At 64.3% G+C, this 25,706-nt stretch carries 27 protein-coding genes and 2 tRNA genes; 25 read left to right on the forward strand and 4 right to left on the reverse strand.

The features are described from left to right. Positions 1 to 131: 131 nt before the first annotated feature. The gene (locus AC1DW9_RS16840) at positions 132 to 1,220 is read left to right on the forward strand and encodes a MerR family transcriptional regulator (RefSeq protein ID WP_476775421.1); all 1,089 of its coding nucleotides are present in this window, start codon (positions 132 to 134) and stop codon (positions 1,218 to 1,220) included. Positions 1,221 to 1,465: 245 nt separating this feature from the next. Here the strand turns inward: AC1DW9_RS16840 and AC1DW9_RS16845 are convergent. The 4 genes from AC1DW9_RS16845 to AC1DW9_RS16860 form a co-directional block, all read right to left on the reverse strand. After that, positions 1,466 to 1,542 (reverse strand) — tRNA-Asp (locus AC1DW9_RS16845). Between the two features lie 1,277 nt (positions 1,543 to 2,819). Further along, positions 2,820 to 2,895, reverse strand: a tRNA-Val gene (locus AC1DW9_RS16850). Between the two features lie 81 nt (positions 2,896 to 2,976). After that, on the reverse strand, positions 2,977 to 3,543 hold the full coding sequence (locus tag AC1DW9_RS16855; RefSeq protein WP_476855134.1) for a YcbK family protein: 567 nt from the start codon (positions 3,541 to 3,543) through the stop codon (positions 2,977 to 2,979). A 127-nt stretch (positions 3,544 to 3,670) separates the two neighbouring features. After that, positions 3,671 to 3,994, reverse strand: coding sequence for an HdeA/HdeB family chaperone (locus AC1DW9_RS16860; protein ID WP_441505502.1), 324 nt, complete (start codon positions 3,992 to 3,994; stop codon positions 3,671 to 3,673). Positions 3,995 to 4,237: 243 nt separating this feature from the next. On the opposite strand from AC1DW9_RS16860, the gene AC1DW9_RS16865 reads away from it, so the two are divergent. From AC1DW9_RS16865 to AC1DW9_RS16980, 24 genes are all read left to right on the forward strand, one after another. Beyond that, positions 4,238 to 4,618 carry an NADH-quinone oxidoreductase subunit A gene (locus tag AC1DW9_RS16865; RefSeq protein WP_069882720.1) on the forward strand — a complete coding sequence of 127 codons (381 nt, stop codon included), beginning with the start codon at positions 4,238 to 4,240 and terminating at the stop codon, positions 4,616 to 4,618. Positions 4,619 to 4,683: 65 nt separating this feature from the next. Then, positions 4,684 to 5,268 carry a NuoB/complex I 20 kDa subunit family protein gene (locus tag AC1DW9_RS16870; protein WP_069880655.1) on the forward strand — a complete coding sequence of 195 codons (585 nt, stop codon included), beginning with the start codon at positions 4,684 to 4,686 and terminating at the stop codon, positions 5,266 to 5,268. A gap of 68 nt (positions 5,269 to 5,336) precedes the next feature. Next, positions 5,337 to 5,942: an NADH-quinone oxidoreductase subunit C gene (locus tag AC1DW9_RS16875; RefSeq protein ID WP_441505503.1), complete on the forward strand. Its 606-nt coding sequence runs from the start codon at positions 5,337 to 5,339 to the stop codon at positions 5,940 to 5,942. Positions 5,943 to 5,947: 5 nt separating this feature from the next. Continuing rightward, on the forward strand, positions 5,948 to 6,382 hold the full coding sequence (locus AC1DW9_RS16880; RefSeq protein ID WP_441491875.1) for a GFA family protein: 435 nt from the start codon (positions 5,948 to 5,950) through the stop codon (positions 6,380 to 6,382). Positions 6,383 to 6,384: 2 nt separating this feature from the next. Further along, positions 6,385 to 7,575 carry an NADH-quinone oxidoreductase subunit D gene (locus AC1DW9_RS16885; protein WP_069880658.1) on the forward strand — a complete coding sequence of 397 codons (1,191 nt, stop codon included), beginning with the start codon at positions 6,385 to 6,387 and terminating at the stop codon, positions 7,573 to 7,575. Continuing rightward, positions 7,575 to 8,519 (forward strand): NADH-quinone oxidoreductase subunit NuoE, encoded by a 945-nt coding sequence (gene nuoE, locus AC1DW9_RS16890; RefSeq protein WP_476855135.1) that lies wholly within the window; start codon positions 7,575 to 7,577, stop codon positions 8,517 to 8,519. The genes AC1DW9_RS16885 and nuoE overlap by 1 nt, the downstream gene beginning before the upstream one ends. Positions 8,520 to 8,527: 8 nt before the next feature. Then, on the forward strand, positions 8,528 to 9,832 hold the full coding sequence (gene nuoF, locus AC1DW9_RS16895) for an NADH-quinone oxidoreductase subunit NuoF (RefSeq protein ID WP_113518448.1): 1,305 nt from the start codon (positions 8,528 to 8,530) through the stop codon (positions 9,830 to 9,832). A gap of 4 nt (positions 9,833 to 9,836) precedes the next feature. After that, positions 9,837 to 11,900, forward strand: coding sequence for an NADH-quinone oxidoreductase subunit NuoG (gene nuoG, locus AC1DW9_RS16900; protein WP_441505505.1), 2,064 nt, complete (start codon positions 9,837 to 9,839; stop codon positions 11,898 to 11,900). A gap of 6 nt (positions 11,901 to 11,906) precedes the next feature. Continuing rightward, positions 11,907 to 12,926, forward strand: coding sequence for an NADH-quinone oxidoreductase subunit NuoH (nuoH, locus tag AC1DW9_RS16905; protein ID WP_476775420.1), 1,020 nt, complete (start codon positions 11,907 to 11,909; stop codon positions 12,924 to 12,926). Continuing rightward, positions 12,926 to 13,168: a hypothetical protein gene (locus AC1DW9_RS16910; RefSeq protein ID WP_441505506.1), complete on the forward strand. Its 243-nt coding sequence runs from the start codon at positions 12,926 to 12,928 to the stop codon at positions 13,166 to 13,168. Before nuoH ends, AC1DW9_RS16910 begins: the two co-directional genes overlap by 1 nt. Before the next feature lie 22 nt (positions 13,169 to 13,190). Continuing rightward, positions 13,191 to 13,679 (forward strand): NADH-quinone oxidoreductase subunit NuoI, encoded by a 489-nt coding sequence (nuoI, locus tag AC1DW9_RS16915; protein ID WP_043236790.1) that lies wholly within the window; start codon positions 13,191 to 13,193, stop codon positions 13,677 to 13,679. 181 nt (positions 13,680 to 13,860) lie between these two features. Continuing rightward, on the forward strand, positions 13,861 to 14,484 hold the full coding sequence (locus AC1DW9_RS16920; RefSeq protein WP_113518452.1) for an NADH-quinone oxidoreductase subunit J: 624 nt from the start codon (positions 13,861 to 13,863) through the stop codon (positions 14,482 to 14,484). Next, positions 14,481 to 14,789, forward strand: coding sequence for an NADH-quinone oxidoreductase subunit NuoK (gene nuoK, locus AC1DW9_RS16925; RefSeq protein WP_043236787.1), 309 nt, complete (start codon positions 14,481 to 14,483; stop codon positions 14,787 to 14,789). Before AC1DW9_RS16920 ends, nuoK begins: the two co-directional genes overlap by 4 nt. A 27-nt stretch (positions 14,790 to 14,816) precedes the next feature. After that, on the forward strand, positions 14,817 to 16,868 hold the full coding sequence (nuoL, locus tag AC1DW9_RS16930; RefSeq protein ID WP_441505507.1) for an NADH-quinone oxidoreductase subunit L: 2,052 nt from the start codon (positions 14,817 to 14,819) through the stop codon (positions 16,866 to 16,868). A 4-nt stretch (positions 16,869 to 16,872) separates the two neighbouring features. Beyond that, positions 16,873 to 18,384: an NADH-quinone oxidoreductase subunit M gene (locus AC1DW9_RS16935; RefSeq protein WP_441505508.1), complete on the forward strand. Its 1,512-nt coding sequence runs from the start codon at positions 16,873 to 16,875 to the stop codon at positions 18,382 to 18,384. A 12-nt stretch (positions 18,385 to 18,396) separates the two neighbouring features. After that, positions 18,397 to 19,824, forward strand: coding sequence for an NADH-quinone oxidoreductase subunit NuoN (gene nuoN / locus AC1DW9_RS16940; protein ID WP_441505509.1), 1,428 nt, complete (start codon positions 18,397 to 18,399; stop codon positions 19,822 to 19,824). 13 nt (positions 19,825 to 19,837) lie between these two features. After that, entirely contained in the window at positions 19,838 to 20,596 is a 759-nt protein-coding gene (locus AC1DW9_RS16945) for a biotin--[acetyl-CoA-carboxylase] ligase (protein WP_441505510.1), read from the forward strand. Positions 20,597 to 20,707: 111 nt separating this feature from the next. After that, a complete protein-coding gene (locus AC1DW9_RS16950) occupies positions 20,708 to 22,378 on the forward strand; it encodes a ribonuclease J (RefSeq protein WP_441491867.1) in 1,671 nt (556 codons plus the stop codon). Between the two features lie 110 nt (positions 22,379 to 22,488). Further along, positions 22,489 to 22,893, forward strand: coding sequence for a methylmalonyl-CoA epimerase (gene mce / locus AC1DW9_RS16955; protein ID WP_476770135.1), 405 nt, complete (start codon positions 22,489 to 22,491; stop codon positions 22,891 to 22,893). A gap of 34 nt (positions 22,894 to 22,927) precedes the next feature. Then, positions 22,928 to 23,305, forward strand: coding sequence for a RidA family protein (locus AC1DW9_RS16960; RefSeq protein ID WP_476775419.1), 378 nt, complete (start codon positions 22,928 to 22,930; stop codon positions 23,303 to 23,305). A 102-nt stretch (positions 23,306 to 23,407) separates the two neighbouring features. Beyond that, complete coding sequence (locus AC1DW9_RS16965; protein WP_069880671.1) at positions 23,408 to 23,638, forward strand: DUF1467 family protein; 231 nt, start codon at positions 23,408 to 23,410, stop codon at positions 23,636 to 23,638. A gap of 381 nt (positions 23,639 to 24,019) precedes the next feature. Further along, positions 24,020 to 24,571, forward strand: coding sequence for a peptidylprolyl isomerase (locus AC1DW9_RS16970; protein ID WP_441491865.1), 552 nt, complete (start codon positions 24,020 to 24,022; stop codon positions 24,569 to 24,571). A gap of 18 nt (positions 24,572 to 24,589) precedes the next feature. Beyond that, entirely contained in the window at positions 24,590 to 25,219 is a 630-nt protein-coding gene (locus AC1DW9_RS16975) for a hypothetical protein (protein ID WP_441491864.1), read from the forward strand. Next, on the forward strand, positions 25,219 to 25,689 hold the full coding sequence (locus tag AC1DW9_RS16980) for a peptidylprolyl isomerase (protein WP_441491863.1): 471 nt from the start codon (positions 25,219 to 25,221) through the stop codon (positions 25,687 to 25,689). The genes AC1DW9_RS16975 and AC1DW9_RS16980 overlap by 1 nt, the downstream gene beginning before the upstream one ends. Positions 25,690 to 25,706 lie beyond the last annotated feature (17 nt).

Genomic DNA, 25,706 nt, shown 5'->3' on the forward strand with positions numbered 1-25,706 from the left:
ATCGCTGCCGGCCTTTCTCGTTTCCGGATGGCTATCGTGATTGCGCTGGGCTCCGCTCGACCACCGTTCGCCGAAGAAGGCGCTTGAGCCGGTCCCTGGGTCATAGCTTACGCCGGGGGCGAGGAGCAGAGATGAGCAACCGATCCGACAGAAACAACCTGCTGGCCGCCCAGGAATGCGCCGAGCGCATTGGCCTGACGGCGCGTGCGCTACGCCTCTACGAGAAGCGCGGCCTGATCAAGCCGCGCCGCAGCGAGAAGGGGTGGCGGCTCTACGGCGCCGACGAGATCGCCCGCCTGCATGAAGTCCTTGCGCTGAAGCAGCTCGGGCTCAGCCTGGCACGCATCACCGCGCTGCTGCAGGGCAAGGCGGTCGATCTCGATCGCATCCTGACGCTGCAGCAAGCCGCCCTGCGGGAGCAGCACAGCCGTACCGAGCGTGGGCTGTCCCTGGTCGGGGCGGCGCGGGCGAAGCTGTCGACCGGCGGCTCATTGTCGACCGACGAACTGATCAAGCTGGCGAAGGAGGCCACGATGAGTGAAACGCAGACCGACGAAGCCGCCTGGCGGCGCTATGAGCAAGCGCGGCCGCGCTCCGCTATCACGATCGATCCGGCCCTGCTCGACGGCTATGTCGGGGACTACCGGCTCACCTCCGGGCTGATCCTGTCGATCAGCCGTAGAGGCGATGCGCTTCTTCTGGAATCGTCGGGGCAGATGCCCGTGGAACTCTTTGCCGAGAGCGCCACGAAGTTCTTTCTGAAGTTTCCAGCAGCGCAGGTCAGCTTTGTTCCCGGTCCTGGCGGGCGCGCCGAGGCCCTGGTCCTCCATCAGGATGGCCACGAATCGATGGCCGAGCGCATTAGCGCGGACGAGGCCCGGAGGATCGCAGAGGCGCTGGGCCGCAGGGTCCAGTCCAACCTCCCGCATCCCGACAGCGAGACGACACTGCGCCGCGTCATCGAGGAGCATCAGGCTGGACATCGCTATGTCGAGAAGATGAGCCCGGAGCTGGCTGTGGCCGTCGAGGAGCAGTTCTCCCTGGTGAGCGCTGCGTTGCTGGCCAAGGGGGCTCTGGAGGCGCTGCGCTTCAACGGCGTCGGACAGAGTGGGGTCGATGTCTATGAGGCGCGCTTCGCCGCGCCCGGCGTGCTGGAATGCGGAATCGGCTGGACTGACGACGGCGTGATTCACACCCTGTGGCTGCGACCAGTGCCATAGGCGCGAGAGCGTCTTCCGATTCGAAGCGAGAATCGACGGCGCGTGCTGACGGCGAATCTGCAGCGCCTGCGGCGGTCACTTCGACGCATCAAGCAGGTCGTGACGGGCCGCTCGAAACCGTGCTTGGACCACACCGAAAACAATGAGAGGCAAAGGCGGGAGGAGCAGTCATCCCGGGGCCCAACATCATCCAAAAACCGCTTGTAACGGTGGATGCGAATTTTCATCTATCTGCTTGAGATAAATGGCGCGGGCGACGGGGCTCGAACCCGCGACCTCCGGCGTGACAGGCCGGCACTCTAACCAACTGAGCTACGCCCGCGCTGGGCGGCTAAGGCGTCTTGGCCTCAGCGAGGTTGGGATTAGGGTGCCGGGCCGGCGGTGTCAAGCGCGAGGTGCCGGCAAAATTCATCTTCCCCAAATTCCAAACCGTCGGGTGCGCCGGCAGGCGCAAGCCGCTGACTTTTGCAGTGCAAAACGAGACACAAGTCGCCTCAAACTCGATTTCATCGGCACTTTCGGCTGCTCGCATGATCCGTCGCGCGCCGTGAAAGCTCGAACCGGGCAGAGGCCCAGAACCCCTAAAAAGGGCCGGGGACCGGTCCAAAGATGGATTCGGCGGGCTCCTCAGCCGAAGCACCTCAGCCGAGTTATCAACAGGCCGGTTCGGCCGACAACTTTCGAACACGCTCGCAACGGCCACCCCCATTGGAGAGGGCGGCTTCATGGCATCGCGGAGCGGCGAGCCGGCTCCATTGCCGGCTTTTTGTTCGCACATGAATCCGCTTGCCGGCCGAAATCTGCTCATGCTTACCTGTGGTTAACCAACAGTCCCGGGCGGGGGCGAAACGATGACGGACGCGACGCGCATTCGACAATTGCGAGCGGAACTCTGCCTCCGGCTTGAGGCGCATGGCGTCGCAGATCCGCGGGCAGCGCAGATGATCGACCCGATCGGGATGGTAACCAGCTGGCCGCCGGGTGAGCCTGTGGAGCAGGCTGGCGACCACCCGGCGCTGCTCCGTTCAGAGGCTCGCGACGCTCACATACTGGGCTGTCTCGATGGCGCGATCCGTCAGATCTCCCGGCGATGATCGGTGCGGGGCGACACGATCGGAAAACTGCTCGAACAGCTGAGCGAAACGACGGGGCACGGTCCAGGGGAGGCGCCAGCAGCTCTCATCTCCCCGGCCCTGGACTGGTCGGATTGTGCGGATGGCAGCGAGCGTGGCTGTTGATCCTCGTCTTGCTGCTGCTGTGGGTGGCTCCCTGGATCATCGTGCACGTCACGAGAACGGCGTCCCTGTGAACGGCTCGGCGACCTCTGCGGCGTTATCCGCGCGCACAGGATGACGACACTTCACGGCCGGTGCCTTGCAAAAGGGTCAAAGGGCCGTCGCATGTACGGTGCAATCAACCACCCAGCCGATCGAGCGTGCAGAACAGGGCTATGGGCAGGATCGACACCCGTTGCCGCGACAGCCTGAACGAATTCCTGGGGGCGGCAATCGCGGACGGAATGGGGCTAGATGAGCACACCGGCCGCGCGCTCTGCCGGAAGCAGGGCGGGAACTGGCCTGAATTCATGGTGCTGGGCGCTGGTGGGCGGTGACGGGCTCGAACCGCCGACCCTCTCGGTGTAAACGAGATGCTCTACCAACTGAGCTAACCGCCCCTCCGAGTTGCGGTTTAAGGCTTCATCGCCGCGCCTTCAAGCCTTGAGAGCGGGGGAAGCCAGGATAAGGCCTCACCAGTCTCACCAGGGCCGGCGTGGTCCGGTGTCGATGTGGATAAGTCCGTTCCAATAGACCTTGTGGCCGCCGACCTCCGGCAGCGAGCGGGCATAGTCGAGCACGACGCGCGGCCGCACGCCGGGTACGCGGAAATCCATGGCCTCACAGCGCTTATGATAGGAGCCGCGCCGGGCGCGCCAGGGCGGCCGCCAGGTCGAGGTCACCTTCACGGCTCCGTACTTGTCGGCAATCTTGCCGAGAATCGATTTGAGCAATTGCGGCAGGCAGGCGGTCGAGGTGCCGGGGTCAGTCGAGATGCCCGGCCGGTCCGGTTTTTCGTCCGGATCGAAGGCCGGCTCCGCTCCGGCCTTCTGGCCGGGTGTCAGCTTCGGCCATTCCGGGCCTTCATCTTCATCGGGCTCCGTGACGGCAGGCGAATTCGGGGCCGGCGGAGAATCGGCCTGCTCGGCGACTGGCACGGGAGTAAGAACCGGGGCGGCCGGGGGAGGGACCACGATGGCAGGCATCGCCGCCTTTGCCGGCAGGTCCAGATCGAAGGGCCGTCCGGGCGGGAGCGGCGCCAGCATCATCTGGCCGTCCTCTGCGCCGGCGTGAGATGCCGACAAGGCGAAGACGATCGCGAGCAGCGGCAACGGGAACCTGAGCGGCAGAGGCGATCCGATATTTCCTGTAGGCAAGGGCTTAGGCAAAGGCATCTCAGGGGGTGGGCGCTGGCAGGAAGACGGCGCGTGTCTCGGCGCCGAGGAGCGGAAGCTGCGGCGTCTTTGCGCAGAGCGAGAGAAGTTCGGCAGGCGCCGCGGTGACCTTCTCGACGTCGAGCAACGGACGCTGCGCACCGCCGGCATAATAGCCGGCGAGCCACAGCACGAGCTGACTCTGGTCGTTGCTGATCATGGCGCTGAACTCGGCGCAGGTCGCGCGGGCGAGATCGATACTCTCGGCATGTGTTGCGCCGGCGGGGGCGAGCAAGCTCCCGGCCAGAGTCGCGAGCGCCGCGATACGGTGGAGTGGTCGGACCATGCGTCTCGCTCCTGGGGCGGCTGATTCCCGCAATAAAGCCGATTCGTAACCATCTTGTCGCGGCGTGCGCCTGCTACTTGGTGCGAGCTATCGGTTTTGCGGTAAAAATTGCGTGCAATGCGTCTGGTTCATTGCCGTGGCGCGGTTGTGCGACGCGGCGAACCCTTGCGTGATTCTAGAGTAGGGGCTAATCGACTGCCGATGCGTGTGCCGCGGGTCTGGGCCCGCGAAGCGAGGTTGTCCATGCAAGCATTACCTGTACCGTCCTTGCTGAGCGACTACCTGCCGCTGGCCATCTTCATCGGCGTTTCCATGGTCATCGGTCTTGCGCTGCTGATCGCACCGTTCGCCGTCGCGTATTCAAAACCGGACGCTGAAAAGCTCTCCGCCTATGAGTGCGGTTTCAACGCGTTCGATGACGCGCGCATGAAGTTCGATGTCCGCTTCTATCTGGTCTCGATCCTGTTCATCATCTTCGATCTCGAGGTCGCCTTCCTGTTTCCCTGGGCGGTCGCGTTCGGCGATCTCGGCTGGTATGGTTTTTGGTCAATGATGATCTTTTTGGGCGTCCTGACCGTCGGATTCGTCTACGAATGGCGCAAGGGCGCGTTGGAGTGGGACTAACCGCCGGCTCGCGAGGCGCCGCCTCGGTGTTGATCTGACGGTAACGGGTTCACAAGGGTAGTTTCATGGCAATCACAGCGATCGACCGCGGCGATCCGCTCGTCGCGCCCGCGCCCCGGGGGCTGCTCGGCCCGGACGGGAAGCCGGTGGGTGCGCGCGATCCCTTCTTCGTCGAGATCAACAACGAACTCGCGGACAAGGGTTTCCTCGTCACGGCGACCGACGACCTGATCAACTGGTCGCGTACCGGATCGCTGATGTGGATGACCTTCGGCCTCGCCTGTTGCGCCGTCGAGATGATGCAGCTGTCGATGCCGCGCTATGACGTCGAGCGCTTCGGCTTCGCGCCACGCGCGTCCCCGCGCCAGTCCGACGTGATGATCGTTGCCGGAACGCTGACCAACAAGATGGCTCCGGCGCTGCGCAAGGTCTATGACCAGATGCCCGAGCCGCGCTACGTCATCTCGATGGGCTCCTGCGCCAATGGCGGCGGCTATTACCACTATAGCTACTCGGTGGTGCGCGGCTGCGACCGCATCGTGCCGATCGACATCTATGTGCCCGGCTGCCCCCCGACTGCGGAAGCGCTGCTCTATGGCGTGCTGCTACTGCAGAAGAAGATTCGGCGTACCGGCACGATCGAACGCTAACGCCCCCGCACCCTGGCGGGGATTGCTCCGGTCGTGACGATGCGAGCGGCGAAAAGGTTGAGGTTGAGATGAGCGAAGAGCTCGTGACACTCGGTGAAGAGATCAAGGCTGCGCTGCCCGGCGCGGTCGTGAACGCTGTCGTCGCCTTCGATGAGCTGACGGTCGAGGCCGAGGCTGCGTCGATCGTCCAGGTCATGGCGACGCTTCGCGACGATCCGCGCTTTCGCTTCGTGAACTTCACCGATATCGCCGGCGCCGATTATCCCGCACGCGAGAAGCGCTTCGACGTCGTCTATCATCTGCTGTCGCCGCGCCATAACCGGCGTATCCGCGTCAAGGTGCAGACCGACGAGGCGATCCCGGTTCCGTCGATCATCGATGTCTTCCCGGCCGCGAACTGGTACGAGCGCGAGGCCTATGACTTCTATGGAATCCTGTTCTCGGGGCACCCGGATCTGCGTCGAATCCTCACCGATTACGGGTTCGAGGGCTATCCGCTGCGCAAGGACTTCCCGCTGACCGGCTTCGTCGAGGTTCGCTATGACGACGAGCAGAAGCGGGTCGTCTACGAACCCGTGAAGCTCAGCCAGGAATTCAGGAATTTCGACTTTTTGAGTCCCTGGGAAGGCACGGATTACGTGCTGCCAGGTGACGAGAAGGCGAAGGGAGCCTGAACGCGATGGCTGCTGCCGACAAATCCCTGTCCGGAGGCTGTCTCTGCGGTGCGGTCCGCTTTGCGGCCGTGCCGGAGAAGCTGGAAATGGATGTCTGCCATTGCGGCATGTGCCGGAAATGGAGCGGCGGCACCTTCATGGCCGTGCCATGCACCGGGGTCACGGTAGACGATGACGCGTCGCTCAGCGTGTATCCGTCGTCCGACTGGGGCGAGCGCGTGTTCTGCAGGACCTGCGGCTCCAGCCTGTTCTGGCGGCTGCGCGGCGGAGAGGGGCATGTCGCCGTCTCCTTGCAGAGCTTCGACGACCTTTCGCCCTTTGCCTTCACCGAAGAAATCTTCATCGACGAGAAGCCAGCGCTCTATGCCTTTGCAGGAGAGCGGCCGCGCAAGACCGGCGCGCAGGTCGTCGCCGAATTCGCCGCGAAACAGGCGGGCTGAGAATGACCGAGCACAACATCCGCAATTTCTCGATCAATTTCGGGCCGCAGCACCCGGCGGCACACGGCGTGCTGCGCCTCGTGTTGGAGCTCGACGGTGAGATCGTCGAGCGCGTCGATCCGCATATCGGCTTGCTGCATCGCGGCACCGAGAAGCTGATCGAAGCCAAGACCTATCTGCAGGCGCTGCCCTATTTCGACCGGCTCGACTATGTCGCGCCGATGAACCAGGAGCATGCCTATTCGCTCGCGGTCGAGAAGCTGATGGGGGTGACCGTGCCGCGGCGCGGCCAGCTCATCCGCGTGCTCTATTCCGAGATCGGCCGCATCCTCTCGCATATCCTCAACGTCACCACGCAGGCGATGGACGTCGGTGCGCTGACGCCGCCGCTCTGGGGCTTCGAGGAACGCGAGAAGCTGATGATCTTCTATGAGCGGGCCTGTGGCGCGCGCATGCATGCGGCCTATGTCCGGCCGGGCGGCGTTCACCAGGACCTGCCGCCCTCGCTGATCCACGATATCGCCGAATGGTGCGACCCCTTCCTCAAGGTCTGCGACGACCTCGAAGGACTGCTCACCGACAATCGCATCTTCAAGCAGCGCAATGTCGATATCGGCGTCGTCGATCTCGACACCTGCTGGAAATGGGGCTTCTCGGGCGTGATGGTGCGCGGCTCCGGCGCCGCCTGGGACCTGCGCAAGAGCCAGCCTTACGAATGCTATGAGGAGATGGAATTCGACATCCCCATCGGCAAGAACGGCGACTGCTACGACCGCTACTGCATCCGCATGGAAGAGATGCGCCAATCCGTGCGCATCATGAAGCAGTGCTGCGAGAAGCTGCTGGCTGCCGATGGTGGCGGCCCGGTCTCCTCGCTGGACGGCAAGATGGTGCCGCCGAAGCGCGGCGAGATGAAGCGCTCGATGGAAGCGCTCATCCATCATTTCAAGCTCTACACCGAGGGCTACAAGGTCCCCGAAGGCGAGGTCTATGCCGCCGTCGAAGCGCCAAAGGGCGAGTTCGGCGTCTATCTCGTCTCCGACGGAACCAACAAGCCCTATCGCTGCAAGATCAAGGCTCCGGGCTTCGCCCATCTCCAGGCCATGGATTTCATGTGCCGCAAGCACATGCTGGCGGACGTCTCCGCAATCCTCGGCTCTCTCGACATCGTTTTTGGTGAGGTGGACCGCTAATGTCCGTCCGTCGTCTCGCGCCCGATCACGTTCAACCCGCGTCCTTCGCCTTCACTGCGGCGAACGAGAACTGGGCTGATCAGCAGATCGCCAAATATCCGGAAGGCCGGCAGGCTTCCGCCGTGATTCCGCTGTTGTGGAAGGCCCAGGAACAGCATCACGGCTGGGTTCCGCGCGCCGCGATCGAGGCCGTGGCGAAGAAGCTCGCGATGGCACCGATGCGCGTGCTGGAGATCGCGACCTTCTACACCATGTTCAATCTGCAGCCGGTCGGAGCCCATTTCATCCAGCTCTGCGGCACGACCCCTTGCGCGCTGCGCGGAGCCGAGGCGCTGAAGAAGGTCTGCGAGGACGTCATCGGCCCGCAATCGACCGTATCTGCCGATGGCAAGCTGTCCTGGCTCGAGGTCGAATGCCTCGGCGCCTGCTGCAACGCCCCGATGGCGCAGGTCAATTTCGACTATTACGAAGACCTGACGCCCGAGAATTTCCGCGCGCTCCTCGACGATCTGCGACATGATCGGCCGACGAAGCCCGGCCCGCAGATCGACCGCTCCTGCTCGGAACCGGTCGGCGGTGGCGAAACGCTGAAGGATCCGGGCCTTTATGACGGCTCCGTGATCKGGGCCGGCAACTGGCAGGCTCGCGTCACCGAACAGCGCAAGGCAGCGGCCGAGGCTGCAGCTGCCACGGCTGCGGCGGAGGCAGCGGCCAAGGCGGCTGAGGCGACGCCGGCAGCGGTTGCGACCAAGCTTGCTACCGAGACGGCGGCTCCCGCCCGTCCGAAGCCTTCTTCCCCGGCCCAGCCTGCGGGCTCCGCGCAGGACACACCGGCAGCCGGCGGCAAGGTCGACAAGGACGCCGTTGCTGAATCTGCGAAGCCGGCCGATGCGCCGGCGCGCCGTACGCGCGCTGCCAAGCCCAGCGACAAGCCGAAAGAGTGAGGCGAGACATGCTCGCAGATCGCGACCGCATCTTTACGAACCTCTACGGCCGGCACGACCTGTCGCTGAAGGGCGCCATGGCGCGTGGCGCCTGGGACGGCACCAAGTTCCTGCTCGAGCAGGGGCGCGACTGGATCATCGACGAGATGAAGCGCTCGGGCCTGCGCGGGCGCGGCGGCGCCGGCTTCCCGACCGGACTCAAGTGGTCGTTCATGCCGAAGCAGAACGACGGGCGTCCGCATTACCTCGTCGTCAATGCCGACGAATCGGAGCCCGGCACCTGCAAGGACCGCGAGATCATGCGCAACGACCCGCATACGCTGGTCGAAGGCTGCCTGATCGCTTCCTTCGCGATGGGCGCGCATGCGGCCTACATCTATATTCGCGGTGAGTATGTCCGTGAGCGCGAGGCGTTGCAGCGCGCCGTCGACGAGGCCTATGCGGCAAACCTCATCGGCAAGAACAACAAGCACGGCTATCCATTTGATCTCTATGTGCATCACGGCGCCGGCGCCTATATCTGCGGCGAAGAGACGGCGCTGCTGGAGAGTCTCGAAGGCAAGAAGGGCATGCCGCGGCTGAAGCCGCCATTCCCGGCCAATGTCGGCCTCTATGGCTGCCCGACCACCGTCAACAACGTCGAGTCGATTGCGGTGGCGCCGACCATCCTGCGCCGCGGCGCGAGCTGGTTCTCCTCGCTCGGCAATCCAAACAATGTCGGCACCAAGCTGTTCTGCGTCTCGGGCCATGTGAACAAGCCCTGCAACGTCGAAGAGGTGATGGGCATCCCGTTCCGCGAGCTGATCGACCGCCATTGCGGCGGCATCCGCGGCGGCTGGGACAATCTGCTCGCTGTCATCCCCGGCGGCTCTTCCGTGCGCATGGTGCCCGCCGAGCAGATCATCGACACGCCGATGGATTTCGATTCGCTCTCGAAGCTGCGCTCGGGCCTTGGCACCGCCGCGGTGATCGTCATGGACAAGTCGACCGATATCGTCCGCGCCATTGCCCGCATCAGCTATTTCTACAAGCATGAGAGCTGCGGCCAGTGCACGCCGTGCCGCGAGGGCACGGGCTGGATGTGGCGCGTGCTCAACCGCATGGCCGAGGGCAGGGCGCAGAAACGCGAGATCGACATGCTGCTGGACGTCACCAAGCAGGTCGAAGGCCACACGATCTGCGCGCTCGGCGATGCCGCGGCCTGGCCGATCCAGGGGCTGATCGCGCATTTCCGTCACGAGATCGAAAAGCGCATCGACGATTATGCCGCCAATCCGCATTCCGAGCCGGCGCGGCTGATGGCGGCGGAGTAAGACCATGACCAAACTCGTCATCGACGGCATCGAGGTCGACGTCCCGGCCGATTACACCGTGCTCCAGGCCTGCGAGGCTGCCGGCGCCGAGGTGCCGCGCTTCTGCTTCCATGAGCGCCTCTCGATCGCCGGCAATTGCCGCATGTGCCTCGTCGAGGTGAAGGGCGGGCCGCCGAAGCCCCAGGCCTCCTGCGCCATCGGCGTGCGGGACCTGCGCCCCGGCCCGAATGGCGAGCCGCCGGTCGTCTCGACCAAGTCGCCGATGGTCAAGAAGGCGCGCGAAGGGGTGATGGAGTTCCTGCTCATCAACCACCCGCTCGACTGCCCGATCTGCGACCAGGGCGGCGAATGCGACCTGCAGGACCAGGCGATGGCCTATGGCGTGGACAATTCCCGCTATGCCGAGAACAAGCGTGCGGTCGAGGACAAGTATATCGGCCCGTTGGTGAAGACGACGATGACGCGCTGCATCCACTGCACGCGCTGTGTCCGCTTTACCACCGAAGTCGCCGGCGGCACCGATCTCGGCGCCATTGGCCGCGGCGAGGACATGGAGATCACGACCTATCTCGAACAGGCGATGGGTTCGGAACTCCAGGGCAACATCGTCGATCTTTGCCCGGTCGGCGCGCTGACCTCGCGGCCCTACCAGAACAAGGCCCGACCCTGGGAGCTGACCAAGACCGAATCCGTCGACGTGATGGATGCGGTCGGCTCGGCCATCCGGGTCGATTCCCGCGGCCGCGAGGTGATGCGCATCCTGCCGCGCGTCAACGAGGCGGTGAACGAGGAGTGGATTTCCGACAAGACCCGCCATGTCGTCGACGGCCTGCGCACGCAGCGTCTCGACCGGCCCTATATCCGGCAGAACGGCGCGCTGAAGCCTGCAAGCTGGAACGAGGCCTTTGCGCTGATCGCGGACCGGCTGAACGCGACCGGGCCTGAGCGCGTTGGCGCGATCGTCGGCGACCTTGCCGCGGTCGAGGAGGTTTTCGCGCTGAAGAGCCTGATGGTCGCGCTTGGCGTCGGCAATATCGACAGCCGCCAGGATGGGACGAAGCTGCATCCCAAGCATGGTCGCGCCAGCTACCTCCTCAATGCCGGCATCGCCGGGATCGAGGATGCAACCTCGCTGCTGATCATCGGCGCCAATCCGCGCAGGGAAGCGCCGATCCTCAACGCCCGCATCCGCAAGCGCTGGCTGCGCGGTGACTTCAAGGTCTCGCTGATCGGCGAACAGGCCGATCTGACCTACGCCCATGACTATCTCGGCGCTGGTCCCGAGACCCTCGCCGATCTCGTCAAGCGCGCTCCGGCTGCCGGCGACAAGCCGATGGTTCTGGTCGGGCAGGGCGCTCTCGCCCGCGCGGACGGCGACGCGATCCTCTCGCTCGCCGCCAAGGCGGCACAGGTGCTGGGCGCGGTCAAGGACGGCTGGAACGGCTTCGGCGTGCTGCACACCGCAGCCGCCCGCGTCGGTGCGCTCGATCTCGGCTTCGTGCCGGGCGAGGGTGCACTCGATGTCGCCGGCATGGTTTCGCCCGGCGCACTCGATGTGCTGTTCCTGCTCGGCGCCGACGAGGTCGAAGTCCCGGCCGGGGCTTTCGTGATCTATCAGGGTACCCATGGCGACCGTGGCGCGCATCGCGCTGATGTCATCCTCCCGGGCGCCACCTATACCGAGAAGTCCGGCACCTATGCCAACACCGAGGGCAGGGTGCAGATGACCGATCGTGCCACTTTCCCGCCGGGCGATGCCCGCGAGGATTGGGCGATCCTGCGGGCGCTCTCCGGTGTGCTCGGCAAGACCTTGCCCTTCGACTCGCTCGCGGCGCTGCGCCAGGCACTCTACGCTGCCCATCCCCATTTCGCCGGGCTCGATACGCTTCCGGCGGCTGACGCCTCTTCGCTTGGCGCCCTTGCGGGACTTGGCGGCAAGACCGACAAGGCTGGCTTCGCCTCGCCGGTCGCTGATTTCTACCAGACCAACCCTATCGCGCGTGCCTCGGCCGTGATGGCGGAATGCTCGGCGCTGGCCTCCGGCCGGATGCGGCAGGCGGCGGAGTAAGGCCAGATGAACTGGGATATCGTCCTCGATCTCGCGATCATTCTCGGCAAGAGCCTGCTGCTGCTGGTTTGCCTGCTCGTCTTCATCGCCTTCATCCTGCTGGCGGACCGCAAGATCTGGGCGGCGGTGCAGCTTCGGCGCGGCCCGAACGTGGTCGGGCCGTTCGGCCTGTTCCAGAGTTTCGCCGACCTGCTGAAATTCGTCTTCAAGGAGCCGATCGTCCCGTCGAGCTCCAACAAGGGCGTCTTCCTGCTCGCCCCGCTGGTCTCCTGCGTGCTCTCGCTCGCGGCCTGGGCGGTCATCCCGGTCGCGGATGGCTGGGCGATCGCCGACATCAATGTCGGCATCCTCTACATCTTCGCGATCTCGTCGCTCGGCGTCTATGGCGTGATCATGGGCGGCTGGGCCTCGAACTCGAAATACCCGTTCCTCGGCGCCCTGCGCTCAGCGGCCCAGATGGTCTCCTACGAAGTCTCGATCGGCTTCGTCATCATCACCGTCCTGCTCTGCGTCGGCTCGCTGAACCTGTCAGCCATCGTGGAGGCGCAGAACACGAGCTGGGGCATGCTGCGCTGGTTCTTCCTGCCGCTGTTCCCGATGTTCGTGGTCTTCTTCATCTCGGCCCTGGCCGAGACGAACCGGCCGCCCTTCGATCTGCCGGAAGCGGAGTCCGAGCTCGTCGCCGGCTTCATGGTCGAGTACTCCTCGACGCCGTATCTGCTGTTCATGCTCGGCGAATACGTGGCGATCATGACCATGTGCTCGCTGACCACGATCCTGTTCCTCGGGGGGTGGCTGCCGCCGTTCCCGATCGCGCCCTTCACCTGGCTGCCCGGCATGTTCTGGTTCGCGCTCAAAATCTGCCTGGTGTTCTTCATGTTCGCCATGGTGAAGGCCTTCGTGCCGCGCTACCGCTATGACCAGCTGATGCGCCTCGGTTGGAAGGTGTTCCTGCCGATCTCCCTGGTCTCGGTGGTGGTCGTGGCGGCAGTGCTGCAGATCACTGGCTGGGGGCCGGTGCGCTGATGGAATTATCCGCTGCGGGGCTGATCGGCGCTGCCGTCGGTCTGGTCCTGGGGTGGGTGGACTACAAGGTCGTCGGAGATCTCGTCGAGCGCGCGCTGCGCCGGACGGACACCTCGACGACACGCGAGGAGAAGGACGATTACGAACGGCGCATCAGGCTGTTCAGGATCGTCTTTCTGATCGGCACCATGGGGTTCTTCCCCATTCTGGGTTACCTGCTCGGCCGTCTGCTGTTCGGTTGAGTTTGTGAAGAGGATGAGAGCGATGTCACTCGCGCAAGCCGCCAAAGGGCTGCTTCTCAAGGAGTTCGTTTCGGCGTTCTTCCTGTCGATGCGCTATTTCTTCAAGCCGAAGGCGACGCTCAACTATCCCTTCGAGAAGGGCGTGCTTTCGCCGCGCTTCCGCGGCGAGCATGCGTTGCGCCGTTATCCCAATGGCGAGGAGCGCTGCATTGCCTGCAAGCTCTGCGAGGCGATCTGCCCGGCCCAGGCCATCACGATCGAGGCCGGTCCGCGACGCAATGACGGCACGCGTCGCACCACGCGCTACGACATCGACATGACGAAGTGCATCTATTGCGGCTTCTGTCAGGAAGCCTGCCCGGTGGACGCCATCGTCGAGGGGCCGAACTTCGAATTCGCGACCGAAACCCGCGAAGAACTGTTCTACGACAAGGCAAAACTGCTGGCGAACGGTGATCGCTGGGAGCGCGAGATCGCGCGCAACATCGCGATGGATGCGCCGTATCGCTGAGGCGGTGAAGACCTCCGCGGCTCCGGGCATCCGGGGCAGCGGGCAGGGATGACGAGGGATGGGGAGCGTCGCGCGGTTGTCGCGTCCGGCGGGCCTCTCTATAGACGCTCAAAACTGTGCCTGACTCGCTCGGGCACGCTTGAAACGAGGGCCGCCCGCAAGGGCGGAAGGGCTGACCGAGATGAACGCCGCAGCGGCATTCTTCTATCTGTTCTCTGGCATCACCGTCGCTTCGGCGTTCATGGTGGTGTCGTCGCGCAACCCCGTTCATTCGGTGCTGTTCCTGATCCTGGCCTTCGTCAATGCGGCTGGCCTGTTCCTGCTGCTCGGGGCCGAGTTCCTCGCGATGCTGCTSGTCGTCGTCTAYGTCGGCGCGGTSGCGGTGCTSTTCCTSTTCGTSGTSATGATGCTCGACGTCGACTTCGCCGAGTTCCGCCAGGGCTTCCTGAACTACCTGCCGGTCGGGGCGCTGGTCGGGCTGATCTTCCTGGTCGAACTGCTGCTGGTGGTTGGCGCCTGGGTGATCGATCCGAAGATCGTCAGCACGCCCGTCGCCGCGATCCCGGCCAATATCAGCAACACCGAGGCGCTCGGCCAGGTGCTTTACACCCAGTATGTCTATTACTTCCAGGCGGCCGGTCTGGTGCTGCTCGTCGCCATGATCGGCGCGATCGTCCTGACGCTGCGCGACCGTCCCGGCGTCAAGCGCCAGAATGTCGTCGCCCAGAACGCCCGCACCAAGGAAACCGCGATGGAAGTGCGCAAGGTGCCCTCGCGCGCCGGCCTGCCTGAGGAGACCGTCTGATGATCGGCCTGGGACATTATCTCGCGGTCGGCGCGATCCTGTTCACGCTTGGCGTGCTCGGTATCTTCATCAACCGCAAGAACGTCATCGTCATCCTGATGTCGATCGAGCTCATCCTGCTCGCGGTCAACATCAACTTCGTGGCCTTCTCGTCGTTCATGAACGATCTCGTCGGCCAGGTCTTTGCGCTCCTGGTGTTGACTGTCGCGGCGGCGGAAGCCGCGATCGGCCTCGCCATTCTTGTCGTCTACTTCCGAAATCGCGGCACGATCGCGGTGGAAGACATCAACATGATGAAAGGCTGAGCGCGCCTGCGCGCCCTGCTAGCTGCCATGTATCACGCGATCGTCTTCCTCCCGCTCCTCGGCTTCCTGATCGCCGGCCTCTTCGGCCGGCTGATCGGATCACGCGCCTCGGAGATCGTCACCACCTCGCTGCTGATGGTCTCGGCCGTCCTGTCCTGGATCGCCTTCTTCAATGTCGGCTTCGGCGCGGGCACCACGCGCATCCAGGTGGCGACCTGGCTCGCATCCGCCGATCTGCGCGTCGACTGGGCTTTCCGCGTCGACACGCTGACAGCGGTCATGCTGGTCGTCGTCAACACCGTCTCCTCGCTCGTGCACCTCTACTCGATCGGCTACATGCACGAGGATCCGCACCGGCCGCGCTTCTTCGCCTATCTCTCGCTCTTCACCTTCGCCATGCTGATGCTGGTGACGGCGGACAACCTGGTCCAGATGTTCTTCGGTTGGGAAGGCGTCGGTCTCGCCTCCTATCTGCTGATCGGCTTCTGGTACCAGAAGCCCTCGGCGAACGCGGCTGCGATCAAGGCTTTCGTCGTCAACCGCGTCGGCGATTTCGGTTTCCTCCTCGGCCTCGCCCTGGTCTTCGTGCTGTTCGGCTCGGTCACCTTCGACAGCATCTTCCCGAAGGCGGGCGAACTGACCGGCCAGACCTTCCGGTTCCTCGGCTATGAGTGGAACGCGCTGACCCTGACCTGCCTGCTGCTGTTCATGGGCGCGATGGGCAAGTCGGCGCAGTTCCTGCTCCACACCTGGCTGCCTGACGCCATGGAAGGCCCGACTCCGGTCTCGGCACTGATTCATGCCGCGACCATGGTCACCGCCGGCGTCTTCATGGTGGCGCGCCTGTCGCCGATCTTCGAATATGCGCCGGTCGCAATGACCGTCGTCGTCGTCATCGGCGCAACCACCGCCTTTTTCGCGGCGACCGTCGGTCTGGTGCAGAACGACATCAAGCGCGTGATCGCCTATTCGACCTGCTCGCAGCTCGGCTACATGTTTGTCGCGCTGGGCGTCGGAGCGTATTCCGCCGGTATCTTCCACCTCTTCACCCACGCCTTCTTCAAGGCGCTGCTGTTCCTCGGGGCCGGCTCGGTCATCCACGCGATGCACCATGAGCAGGACATGCGCCGCATGGGTGGGCTGCGGAAATACATTCCCTTCACCGCGGCCGCGATGACGATCGGCACGCTGGCGCTGACCGGTTTCGGCATTCCCGGCACCATGTTCGGCTTCGCGGGCTTCTTCTCGAAGGACGCGATCATCGAGAGCGCCTTTGCGGCCAAGCATGGCTTCGCCACCGACTACGCCTTCGTGCTGCTGGTCGTGGCTGCCTGCTTCACCTCGTTCTACTCCTGGCGCCTGTATTTCATGACCTTCGAGGGGCGTCCACGCTGGGCCGACCACGGCCATGACGCGCATGGTCATGACGATCACGCTCATGCCGCGCACGCGCATGGTCACGATGACCATGCCCATGTCGGACATGGCCATGACGGTCACGGCGATCACGCGCACCAGCCGCATGAGAGCCCGCTCAGCATGCTCGTGCCGCTTGCGGTGCTCGCGCTCGGTGCCGTTGCCGCGGGCTTCGTCTTCAAGGAAGCCTTCATCGGCCACGACTACGAGCATTTCTGGAAGGCCTCGCTGTTCACCGGCAAGGACAACCACATCCTGCATGCGATGCACGAGGTTCCCGGCTGGGTCGTGGCCTCGCCCTTTATAGCGATGGTGCTCGGCTTCGTCGGCGCGCTCTACTGCTACGTGCTGCGCCCGGACGTGCCAGGCAAGCTCGCGAAGGCGAACCCTGTCCTGTACCGCTTCCTGCTCAACAAGTGGTATTTCGACGAGATCTACGACTTCCTGTTCGTTCGCCCGGCGAAATGGCTCGGCCGCTTCCTCTGGAAGAAGGGCGACGGCTTCATCATCGACGGTTTCGGCCCCGATGGCGTCTCGGCTCGGGTGGTCGATGTCACGAACCGCGTCGTCCGGCTGCAGACCGGTTTTGTCTATCACTATGCCTTCGCCATGCTGATCGGCGTCGCGGGCCTGGTGACCTGGTATTTGCTGACTCGCGGGTGAGATGATGTTCGGTTTCGGTATCCTCACCGGTCTACTCCTCCTGCCGCTGGTTGGCGCCGCCTTCATCCTGGCGCAGCGCGGCGACGAGGCTTCGGTCAGCTCCAACGCTCGCTATGTCGCGTTGGCGACGACGATCGCGACCTTCTTCCTGGCTTGCGTCGCCTGGGGCCGGTTCGACTCGGCCAATCCGGCCTTCCAGCTGGTGGAGACCCATGGCTGGGTCTCGGATGCGATCAGGTTCAAGCTCGGCGTCGACGGTTTCTCATTCCCGTTCGTGGTGCTGACCGCCTTCCTGATGCCGTTCTGCATCCTCGCGTCCTGGACGTCGGTCGAGAAGCGGGTTCGCGAATACATGGTCGCGTTCCTGATCCTCGAGACGCTGATGATCGGTGTCTTCGTCGCGCTCGACCTCGTGCTGTTCTACGTCTTCTTCGAAGCCGGCCTGATCCCGATGTTCCTGATCATCGGCATCTGGGGCGGCAAGCGCCGCGTCTACGCGTCCTACAAGTTCTTCCTCTACACGCTGCTCGGCTCGGTGCTGATGCTGCTCGCGCTGATGGCGATGTACTGGAATGCCGGTACCACCGACATCCCGACGCTGCTTGCGCATAAGTTCCCGGTCTCGATGCAGCCCTGGCTCTGGCTCGCCTTCTTCGCATCCTTCGCCGTGAAGATGCCGATGTGGCCGGTCCATACTTGGCTGCCTGACGCCCACGTGGAAGCACCGACCGCGGGCTCCGTCATCCTGGCGGCGATCCTGCTGAAGATGGGCGGCTACGGCTTCATCCGTTTCTCGATCCCGATGTTCCCAGAAGCCTCAGCGATGTTTGCGCCGCTGGTCTTCGCGCTCTCCGTCATCGCCATCATCTACACCTCGCTGGTGGCGCTGATGCAGGAGGACATCAAGAAGCTGATCGCCTACTCGTCCGTCGCCCATATGGGTTTCGTCACCATGGGCCTCTTCACCCTGACGCCGCAGGGCATTCAGGGTGCGATGTTCCAGATGGTCAGCCACGGGCTGGTCTCCGGCGCACTCTTCCTTTGCGTCGGCGTGATCTATGATCGCATGCATACCCGCGAGATCGCCGCCTATGGCGGGCTGGTCAACCGGATGCCGCGTTACGCCGTCGCCTTCATGGTCTTCACCATGGCCAATGTCGGGCTGCCCGGCACGGCCGGCTTCGTCGGTGAGTTCCTGACCATCTTGGGGGCCTTCAAGGCCAATCCCTGGGTCGCGTTCTTTGCAGCTTTCGGCGTCATCCTCTCGGCCGGCTATGCGCTCTGGCTCTATCGCCGCGTCGTGTTCGGCGAACTGGTGAAGCCCGAGCTCAAGAGCATCACCGATCTCAACACCCGCGAGGTCGTCATCCTCGCTCCGCTGATGCTGCTGACGATCTGGTACGGCATTGCGCCGGGTACCATCCTCGACGCCTTTGCTGCGCCGACCGAAGCCCTCATCAAGAATTATCAGGCCGCACTCACCGCCGCGAAAACGGCGATGCTGGTCGTACAGTAAGGTTTGGCAGCAATGACCTTGCCCGCCCTCGGCCCAGCTCTGCCGGAAATCACCCTCGCCATCGGCGCGATCGCCATGGTGCTCTACGGCGCCATCCGCGGCGAGGGCGCGACCCGTACGCTCGAAGCCTTCGGACTTGCCTTGCTCGCGCTAGCGCTCGTGATGGTGCTCTCGGGCACCGGCAAGGCGGTGACCTTCAACGGCGGCTTCGTCGCTGACGGTTTCGCGCGCTTCATGAAGGCACTGACCCTGATCGGTGCCGGCGCGGCGATCGTGCTCGCAGGCGATTTCATGCGCCGCGACGGCTCGATGCGTTTCGAGTTCCCCGTGCTGGTCGTGCTCGCCACGATCGGCATGATGATGATGATCTCGGCCAGCGACCTGATCGGCCTTTATATCGGTCTCGAGCTGCAGAGCCTTGCGCTCTATGTCGTCGCCGCCTTCGACCGCGACAATACCAGGTCGACCGAAGCGGGCCTGAAGTACTTTGTCCTCGGCGCGCTGTCCTCGGGCATGCTGCTCTATGGCAGCTCGCTGGTCTATGGCTTCACCGGCACCGTGACCTATTCCGGCATCGCCCAGGCCGTCCACGGCGAGCATATCAGCCTCGGGCTGATCTTCGGCATCGTCTTCGTCGCCGCCGGCCTTGCCTTCAAGATCTCGGCCGTGCCCTTCCACATGTGGACACCGGACGTCTATGAGGGTGCGCCGACGCCGGTCGCCGCCTTCTTCGCGACTGCGCCCAAGATGGCTGCGATGGCGATGATGGTTCGCATCTTCGTCGGGGCGTTCCCGGGCGCGCTGCATGAGTGGCAGCAGATCATTATCTTCATGTCGATCGCCTCGATGGCGCTCGGCGCCTTCGCTGCCATCGGCCAGCGCAACATCAAGCGCCTGCTCGCCTATTCCTCGATCGCCAATATGGGCTATGCGCTGGTTGGCCTTGCGACAGGAACGGCAGCGGGCGTCCAGGGCGTGATGACCTATATGGCGATCTATCTCGCCACGACGCTTGCCGCTTTTGCCTGCGTTCTGCTGATGCGCCGCAACGGCAAGCCGGTCGAAGACATCTCCGAGCTTGCCGGGCTCTCGCGTACCAATCCCTGGATGGCTTTCGCGCTGGCGATGATGATGTTCTCGCTCGCCGGCATTCCGCCGCTGGCCGGTTTCTGGGCGAAGTTCTACGTTTTCTATGCCGCGATCGATGCCAAGCTCTACGCACTTGCCGTGATCGGCGTGGTGACCAGCGTGGTCGGCGCCTACTACTACCTGCGCGTCATCAAGGTGATGTATTTCGACGAGGCGAAGCCGGCCTTCGAGAAGGGGGACATCGGCGTGCGCGGCGTGCTGCTGGTCTCGACTCTGTTCGTGCTGATGCTCTCGTTCGTGCCGGCCCCGCTGTTCGACTCGGCTGCTGCTGCCGCCAAGTCGCTGTTCTAAGGGGGCGGGCGGCGTGCTCGGCGAGGCGGCACGCGCCGCCGGCTACCGGCTGATCGTGCGGGACGCGGTAGGCTCGACCATGGAAGAGGCGCGTCGCGCCTCCGACCAGGGCGACCCTGGCTTACTCTGGATCGTGGCTCGCAGCCAAAGCGCCGGGCGTGGCCGTCATGGCCGCAATTGGGGCTCACCGCCCGGAAATCTCTACGCCAGCCTCTTGCTCGTGCAGCCCTGCGAACCTGCGCTGGCGCCGCAGCTCGGGTTTGTTGCCGGCCTCGCCTTGCATGACGCCGCAGCCAGGGTGACCGGCCTCTCTGCTCCGCGCCTTGTTTTGAAATGGCCCAACGACCTGCTGATCGACCGCGCCAAGACGGCGGGGCTGCTGCTCGAAGGCGAGAGCCGGGCAGGGCGCTTTGCGGTCACCATCGGCATGGGCGTCAATGTCGCCAGCCGACCGGACGATACCCCTTATCCCGCGACCTTCCTGAAGGCCGAAGACCAGGCTGCGAGTATCGAGGCTCTGCTGGCCGCGCTCAGCGACGCCTGGGTTGCCCGCTTCAATGCCTGGTCATTGCCGGGCGGCTTTGGCCCGGCCCGGGCGGCCTGGCTCGAACGTGCAGCATTCCTCGGCGAGACCATCACCCTGCGCCTGGCGGAGGGGCCGCTGAGCGGTCGCTTCCTTGGCCTCGATGCTTCGGGTCGGCTCGAGCTCGATGTCGCAGGCGCGCGACATCTGGTTGACGCAGGCGATCTCTATTTCGGCCCTCCCGGCTGAACGGCTACGCCTGTCCCAGAGCGGCTCCTGTCGCGCTTCCACGGCCTTCATGCTAGGCCTTGCCACTCATCCGGCGCGCTCTGCGCCCTGCCTTTTGCCTTAGGATTTCCCGTGACCCGTTCCAGCGACCAACTCGTCTTCGTTCCCCTCGGCGGCCTAGGCGAGATCGGTATGAATGCGGCACTCTATGGCTTCGGGCCTGAAGGGCGGCGCAAATGGATCCTGGTTGATTGCGGCCTGTCATTTGCCGGTCCCGATGTTCCGGGCGTCGACATCGTCCTCCCCGACCTGCGCTACATCATCGAGGAGCGGGCCAATCTGCTTGGCATCGTGATCACCCACGCGCATGAGGATCATATTGGCGCGCTCGCGGCGCTGTGGCCCTCCCTGCGCGCGCCCGTCTACTGCACACAGTTCGCGGCCGGGCTGCTTGCCACGCGGCGGCTGGGCGAGCCCGGCGCTCCGAAGGTGCCGATCAACGTCGTCGCCCAGGGCGGACATGTTACGCTGGGGCCCTTCGAGATCGAGTTCGTGCCGGTGGCGCATTCCATTCCGGAATCCTGCGCGCTGGCGATCCGTACTCCGGTCGGCCTCGTCGTTCATACCGGCGACTGGAAGATCGACCCGACGCCGCAGGTCGGCCTGCCAACCGACGAGAAGCGACTGCGCGAGCTCGGCGACGAGGGCGTGCTCGCCCTGATCTGCGACTCGACCAACGTTATGCGTGACGGCATCAGCCCGAGCGAGGCGGACGTCGCAGCCAAGCTGAAGGAACTGGTCGCTTCCGCGCCCGGCCGAGTCGCCGTCACGACATTCGCCTCGAATGTGGCCCGGCTGCGGGCCGTCGCCGAAGCTGCCATGGCCGGTCATCGCGATGTCGTCGTGGTCGGCCGTGCGATGGACCGTGTCATCGATGTCGCGCGCGAATGCGGCTATCTCGACGGCATTCCGGCATTCCGCTCCGTCGAGCACTATGGCTACCTGCCGCGCGACAAGGTTGTGGCGCTGCTCACCGGCAGTCAGGGTGAGCCGCGCGCCGCGCTCTCGCGCATTGCGTCCGACGATCATCCCGAGATCGCCCTGTCGCCAGGCGACCGTGTGATCTTCTCGTCCCGCACCATTCCGGGCAATGAGAAGGCGGTCGGCAACATCCTGAATGCACTGGCACGGGACAATATCGAGATCATCACGGACCGCACGCATCTCGTCCATGTCTCGGGCCATCCGCGCCGCGAGGAAATGGCCCGGCTCTATGGCTGGCTCCGACCGAAGATCGCCATTCCCGCCCATGGAGAGGATCTGCATCTGAGCGAGCACGCGGCCTTCGCACGCGGGCTCGGCGTCAAGAACGTCGTTCGTGCCGGCAATGGCGACATCATCGCCATTACGGCCGATGGCGCCGGCAAGATCGATGAAGCACCCCATGGCCGGCTCTATCAGGACGGGGCTCTCCTGGTGAATGCCATGGAGAAGACGATCCAGGAGCGCCGCCGGCTCTCCTTTGCCGGCATGATTTCGGTCGCGGTTGCGGTTGACGACAAGGGCGGTATCGCCGGCGAGCCAGAGATTGCCGTGCTGGGCCTGCCGCCGGCCGCGCGCGACGGCACGCCCTTCGACGAACTGGTCGCCGATGCGGTCTCCGACCTGCTCGACAACATCCCCAAGGCGCGTCGCCGCGATCCTGAAGCGCTGCGCAACGCGCTGGAGCGTGGCCTGCGTAGCACCGTCAACGAGGAATGGGGCAAGAAGCCGCTGGTGCATGCGCTGGTGATCGAAGTCTAAGATATCGGCCCGAAAACTGGATTGCGGTTTTCGGGCCGATGCCAGCGCGGAAGGCTAGATCATCGGCAGTATGGACGGCGGTGTTCTCGCCGGATGCAAGGGAACTCTGAATGATTGGTCGCCTCAACCATGTCGCCATCGCCGTAAAGGACCTTGCGGCCTCGAGTGCGCTCTATCGCGATACGCTCGGTGCACGCGTCTCCCAGCCGCTGCCGCAGCCTGAGCACGGCGTCACGGTCGTCTTCGTCGAGCTGCCCAACACCAAGATCGAGTTGCTCGAGCCCCTTGGAGCGGATTCGCCTGTCGCGAAATTTCTCGAGCGGAATGTCGATGGCGGCATTCATCACATCTGCTACGAGGTCGACGACATCCTGGCTGCGCGGGACCGGCTGAAGGCAACGGGCGCGCGCGTGCTCGGTTCCGGTGAGCCGCGCATCGGCGCCCATGGCAAGCCAGTCCTGTTCCTGCACCCCAAGGATTTCTGCGGAACGCTTGTCGAACTGGAACAGGCCTGAGATCCGACGGCGCGAAACAAGCGGGAGACGATTGATGATCGAGTTCTTCGGTGAGCCCGAAGCGGGCTCGCCACGCCCGTTCAGTGCGGCGCCGCGGGCAGCGGGGCTTATCTTTGTCTCCGGACATTCGGCTCCGCATGATCCTGCGAACGGCATCCACCGCGGTGCGACACCGGTCGATGAGGTTCGCAATGCGCTGGGGCGGATCAGCGAGATTCTGACGGAAGCGGGCAGCAGCCTCGACCGTGTCGTGCAGATGACGATGCTGATCACCGACCCATCCGACTACGTCGCCTGCAATGCTGAATATGTGAAGCATTTCCCCGGCGGCCTGCCGGCGCGCCATACCGCGCGCTTCGGCGTGCCCACGGAAGCGCGCGTCGCATTCTCCTGCGTCGCCTTGGTCGGATAGGCTTTCGCGTGGATTGCGAGGGGCTGCGGCAGCGAGGAGCCTTGCCGCAATCCCGCTGGCTTGCCATGAGATGACCGCCTCCGCCCGAGAAAGGATCAGGCCATGACCATTGCTGGCGGTCTCGCCGTTTATTTCGTGATCTGGTGGACGGTTCTGTTCGTGACCCTGCCGTTCGGGGTCCGCAGTCAGGCGGAGGACGGGGAGGTCGTTCAGGGCACCGAGCCAGGCGCGCCCGTGCTTCCGGGCCTCGCCAAGAAGGCGCTGATCACAACGATCCTGGCCGGAATCATCTTCGTGTTCGTCTGGTATATCTGGTCGGCCTACGATCTTTGATCGGCCGCGGACGGTAACGCCAAAAACAAAGGGCAAGGCCGAAGCCTTGCCCTGGAGTCTGTTTTTTCCGCAGTAACGGCGCACATCTGGTTGCGTGCGACTCATATACTAGGCGGGCGTTTGTTCCTCCCGAGACCTGGTCCGCGGCGCTCAAGGTTTCCCCGAGCGAGCCCAGCGCCAGATGAGTATCCGATTGTGACAGGGCTGTCACCCATTTAGGCAGCGCTAGCCTGATCTTTTTGCAAGTTAAATGAAGTTTGCTCTTGTGCAGTGCAGCATGCTCCAGATGTGGCGGCTCAACGCCTTGTTCCCGTCAAAGGATGCCGTTACGACGCCGGTGATGATCGGCCGGATCCTCCGGCAACGACGGAGATGCTTCACATGCTGCGCAGTTCTCTCGCCATTCTCGCCCTTGCTGCGTCGCTTGGCTGCGCTCAGGCGCAAGCGCCGGCCTCCGATCCCAACAATACGGTCGTGCTCGAGACCAAGGACGGCAACATCACGATTCGTCTTCGTCCCGATCTGGCGCCCAAGCATGTCGAGCAGATCAAGGCGCTGACCAAGCGTGGCTTCTATGATGGTATCGTCTTCCATCGCGTCATCGACGGCTTCATGGCCCAGACCGGCGACCCCACCGGCACCGGCACGGGCAAGTCAGACCTGCCTAATCTCCCGGCTGAATTCAGCCCCACGCCCTACAAGGTCGGCTCGGTCGGCATGGCGCGTTCCGCCTCGCCCGATTCCGCCAATTCCCAGTTCTTCATCTGCTACGAAGGCTGCGGTTCGCTGACGGGGCAGTACACGCTGTTCGGCGAAGTAGTGTCCGGCATGGATGTGGCGCGCAAGATCAAGAAGGGCAGCTCGGCCAATAATGGCCAGGTCAGCGGCCCCGACAAGATCGTGCGCATGCGTCTTCAGTCCGACGCGAAATAGCAACGAGCGGCTACCTGCATGTCGCGTGTCCTGCCCCTGTTCGTCGCCGGCTTGTCGATCGTCATGGTCGGCGCTGGCGCGGCACAGGACACACGCGACCTGGGATTGCCACCGCCCTCCGGCTCGCAGAACCCGGTTCTGCCTCCGCCTTCCGGCTCGCAGAATCCCGTGCTGCCCCCACCGACGGGGCAGCGCTACCTGCCGGGGATCGGCGGGCCGTTCGGGGAACACGCGCCACGCCGCGCCATTCCAAGCCTGCCGCCTCCTGTCGATTCGGGGCTGAGCGGTTCGGTCTCGCCAGTGACGCGGAGCTTTGAAGGCGACGCCGTCGATCGCGTTTCGGAGCTCGGTCCAGCGTTTCGACGCTGCTGGAATCCGCCTGCGATGACCGGCTCCAGCGACAGCGCCATGGCGACTGTCCGCTTCAGCCTGCGGCGCGACGGCACCATCTTTGGCCAGCCGCGCGTCACCTGGGAAACGCGCCGCACCGACCCCGATCTGCGGGAACGGTTCACCGCCTCCGTGATCGACGCCATCCGAAACTGCGCACCTGTGAGGTTGTCGCCGCGCTTCGGAGCGAGTATCGCGGGGCGACCCTTCACCATTCGCTTCCACGGCCGTGCGCCGTCCAATGAAAGGCCGATCTGATGTCGCTCGATCCCGAGAACACCCTCGTCATGGAAACCACAAAGGGCCGCGTTGTCATCAAGCTGCGCCCCGACCTCGCCCCTGCCCATGTCGAGCGCCTGAAGACGCTGGCGCGCCAGGGCTTCTATGACGGCATCGTCTTCCACCGCGTCATTGATGGCTTCATGGCGCAGGTCGGCTGCCCGCATGGCACCGGCACCGGCGGCTCCGACCTGCCGGACCTGAAGGCCGAGTTCAACGCCGAGCCGCATGTTCGGGGCATCTGCTCGATGGCCCGTTCGCAGAACCCGAACTCGGCCAACAGCCAGTTCTTCATCGTCTTCGACGACGCCCGCTTCCTCGACAAGCAGTACACGGTCTGGGGGCAGGTCGTTGAAGGCATGGAGAATGTCGACAACATCAAGCGGGGCGAGCCGGTGCGTGAGCCGGACTCCATCGTCTCGATGAAGGTGATGGCCGACGCGGCCTGATATCGCCACGGGCCCCG

The organism is Allobosea sp. P4_E12 (assembly GCF_056401655.1).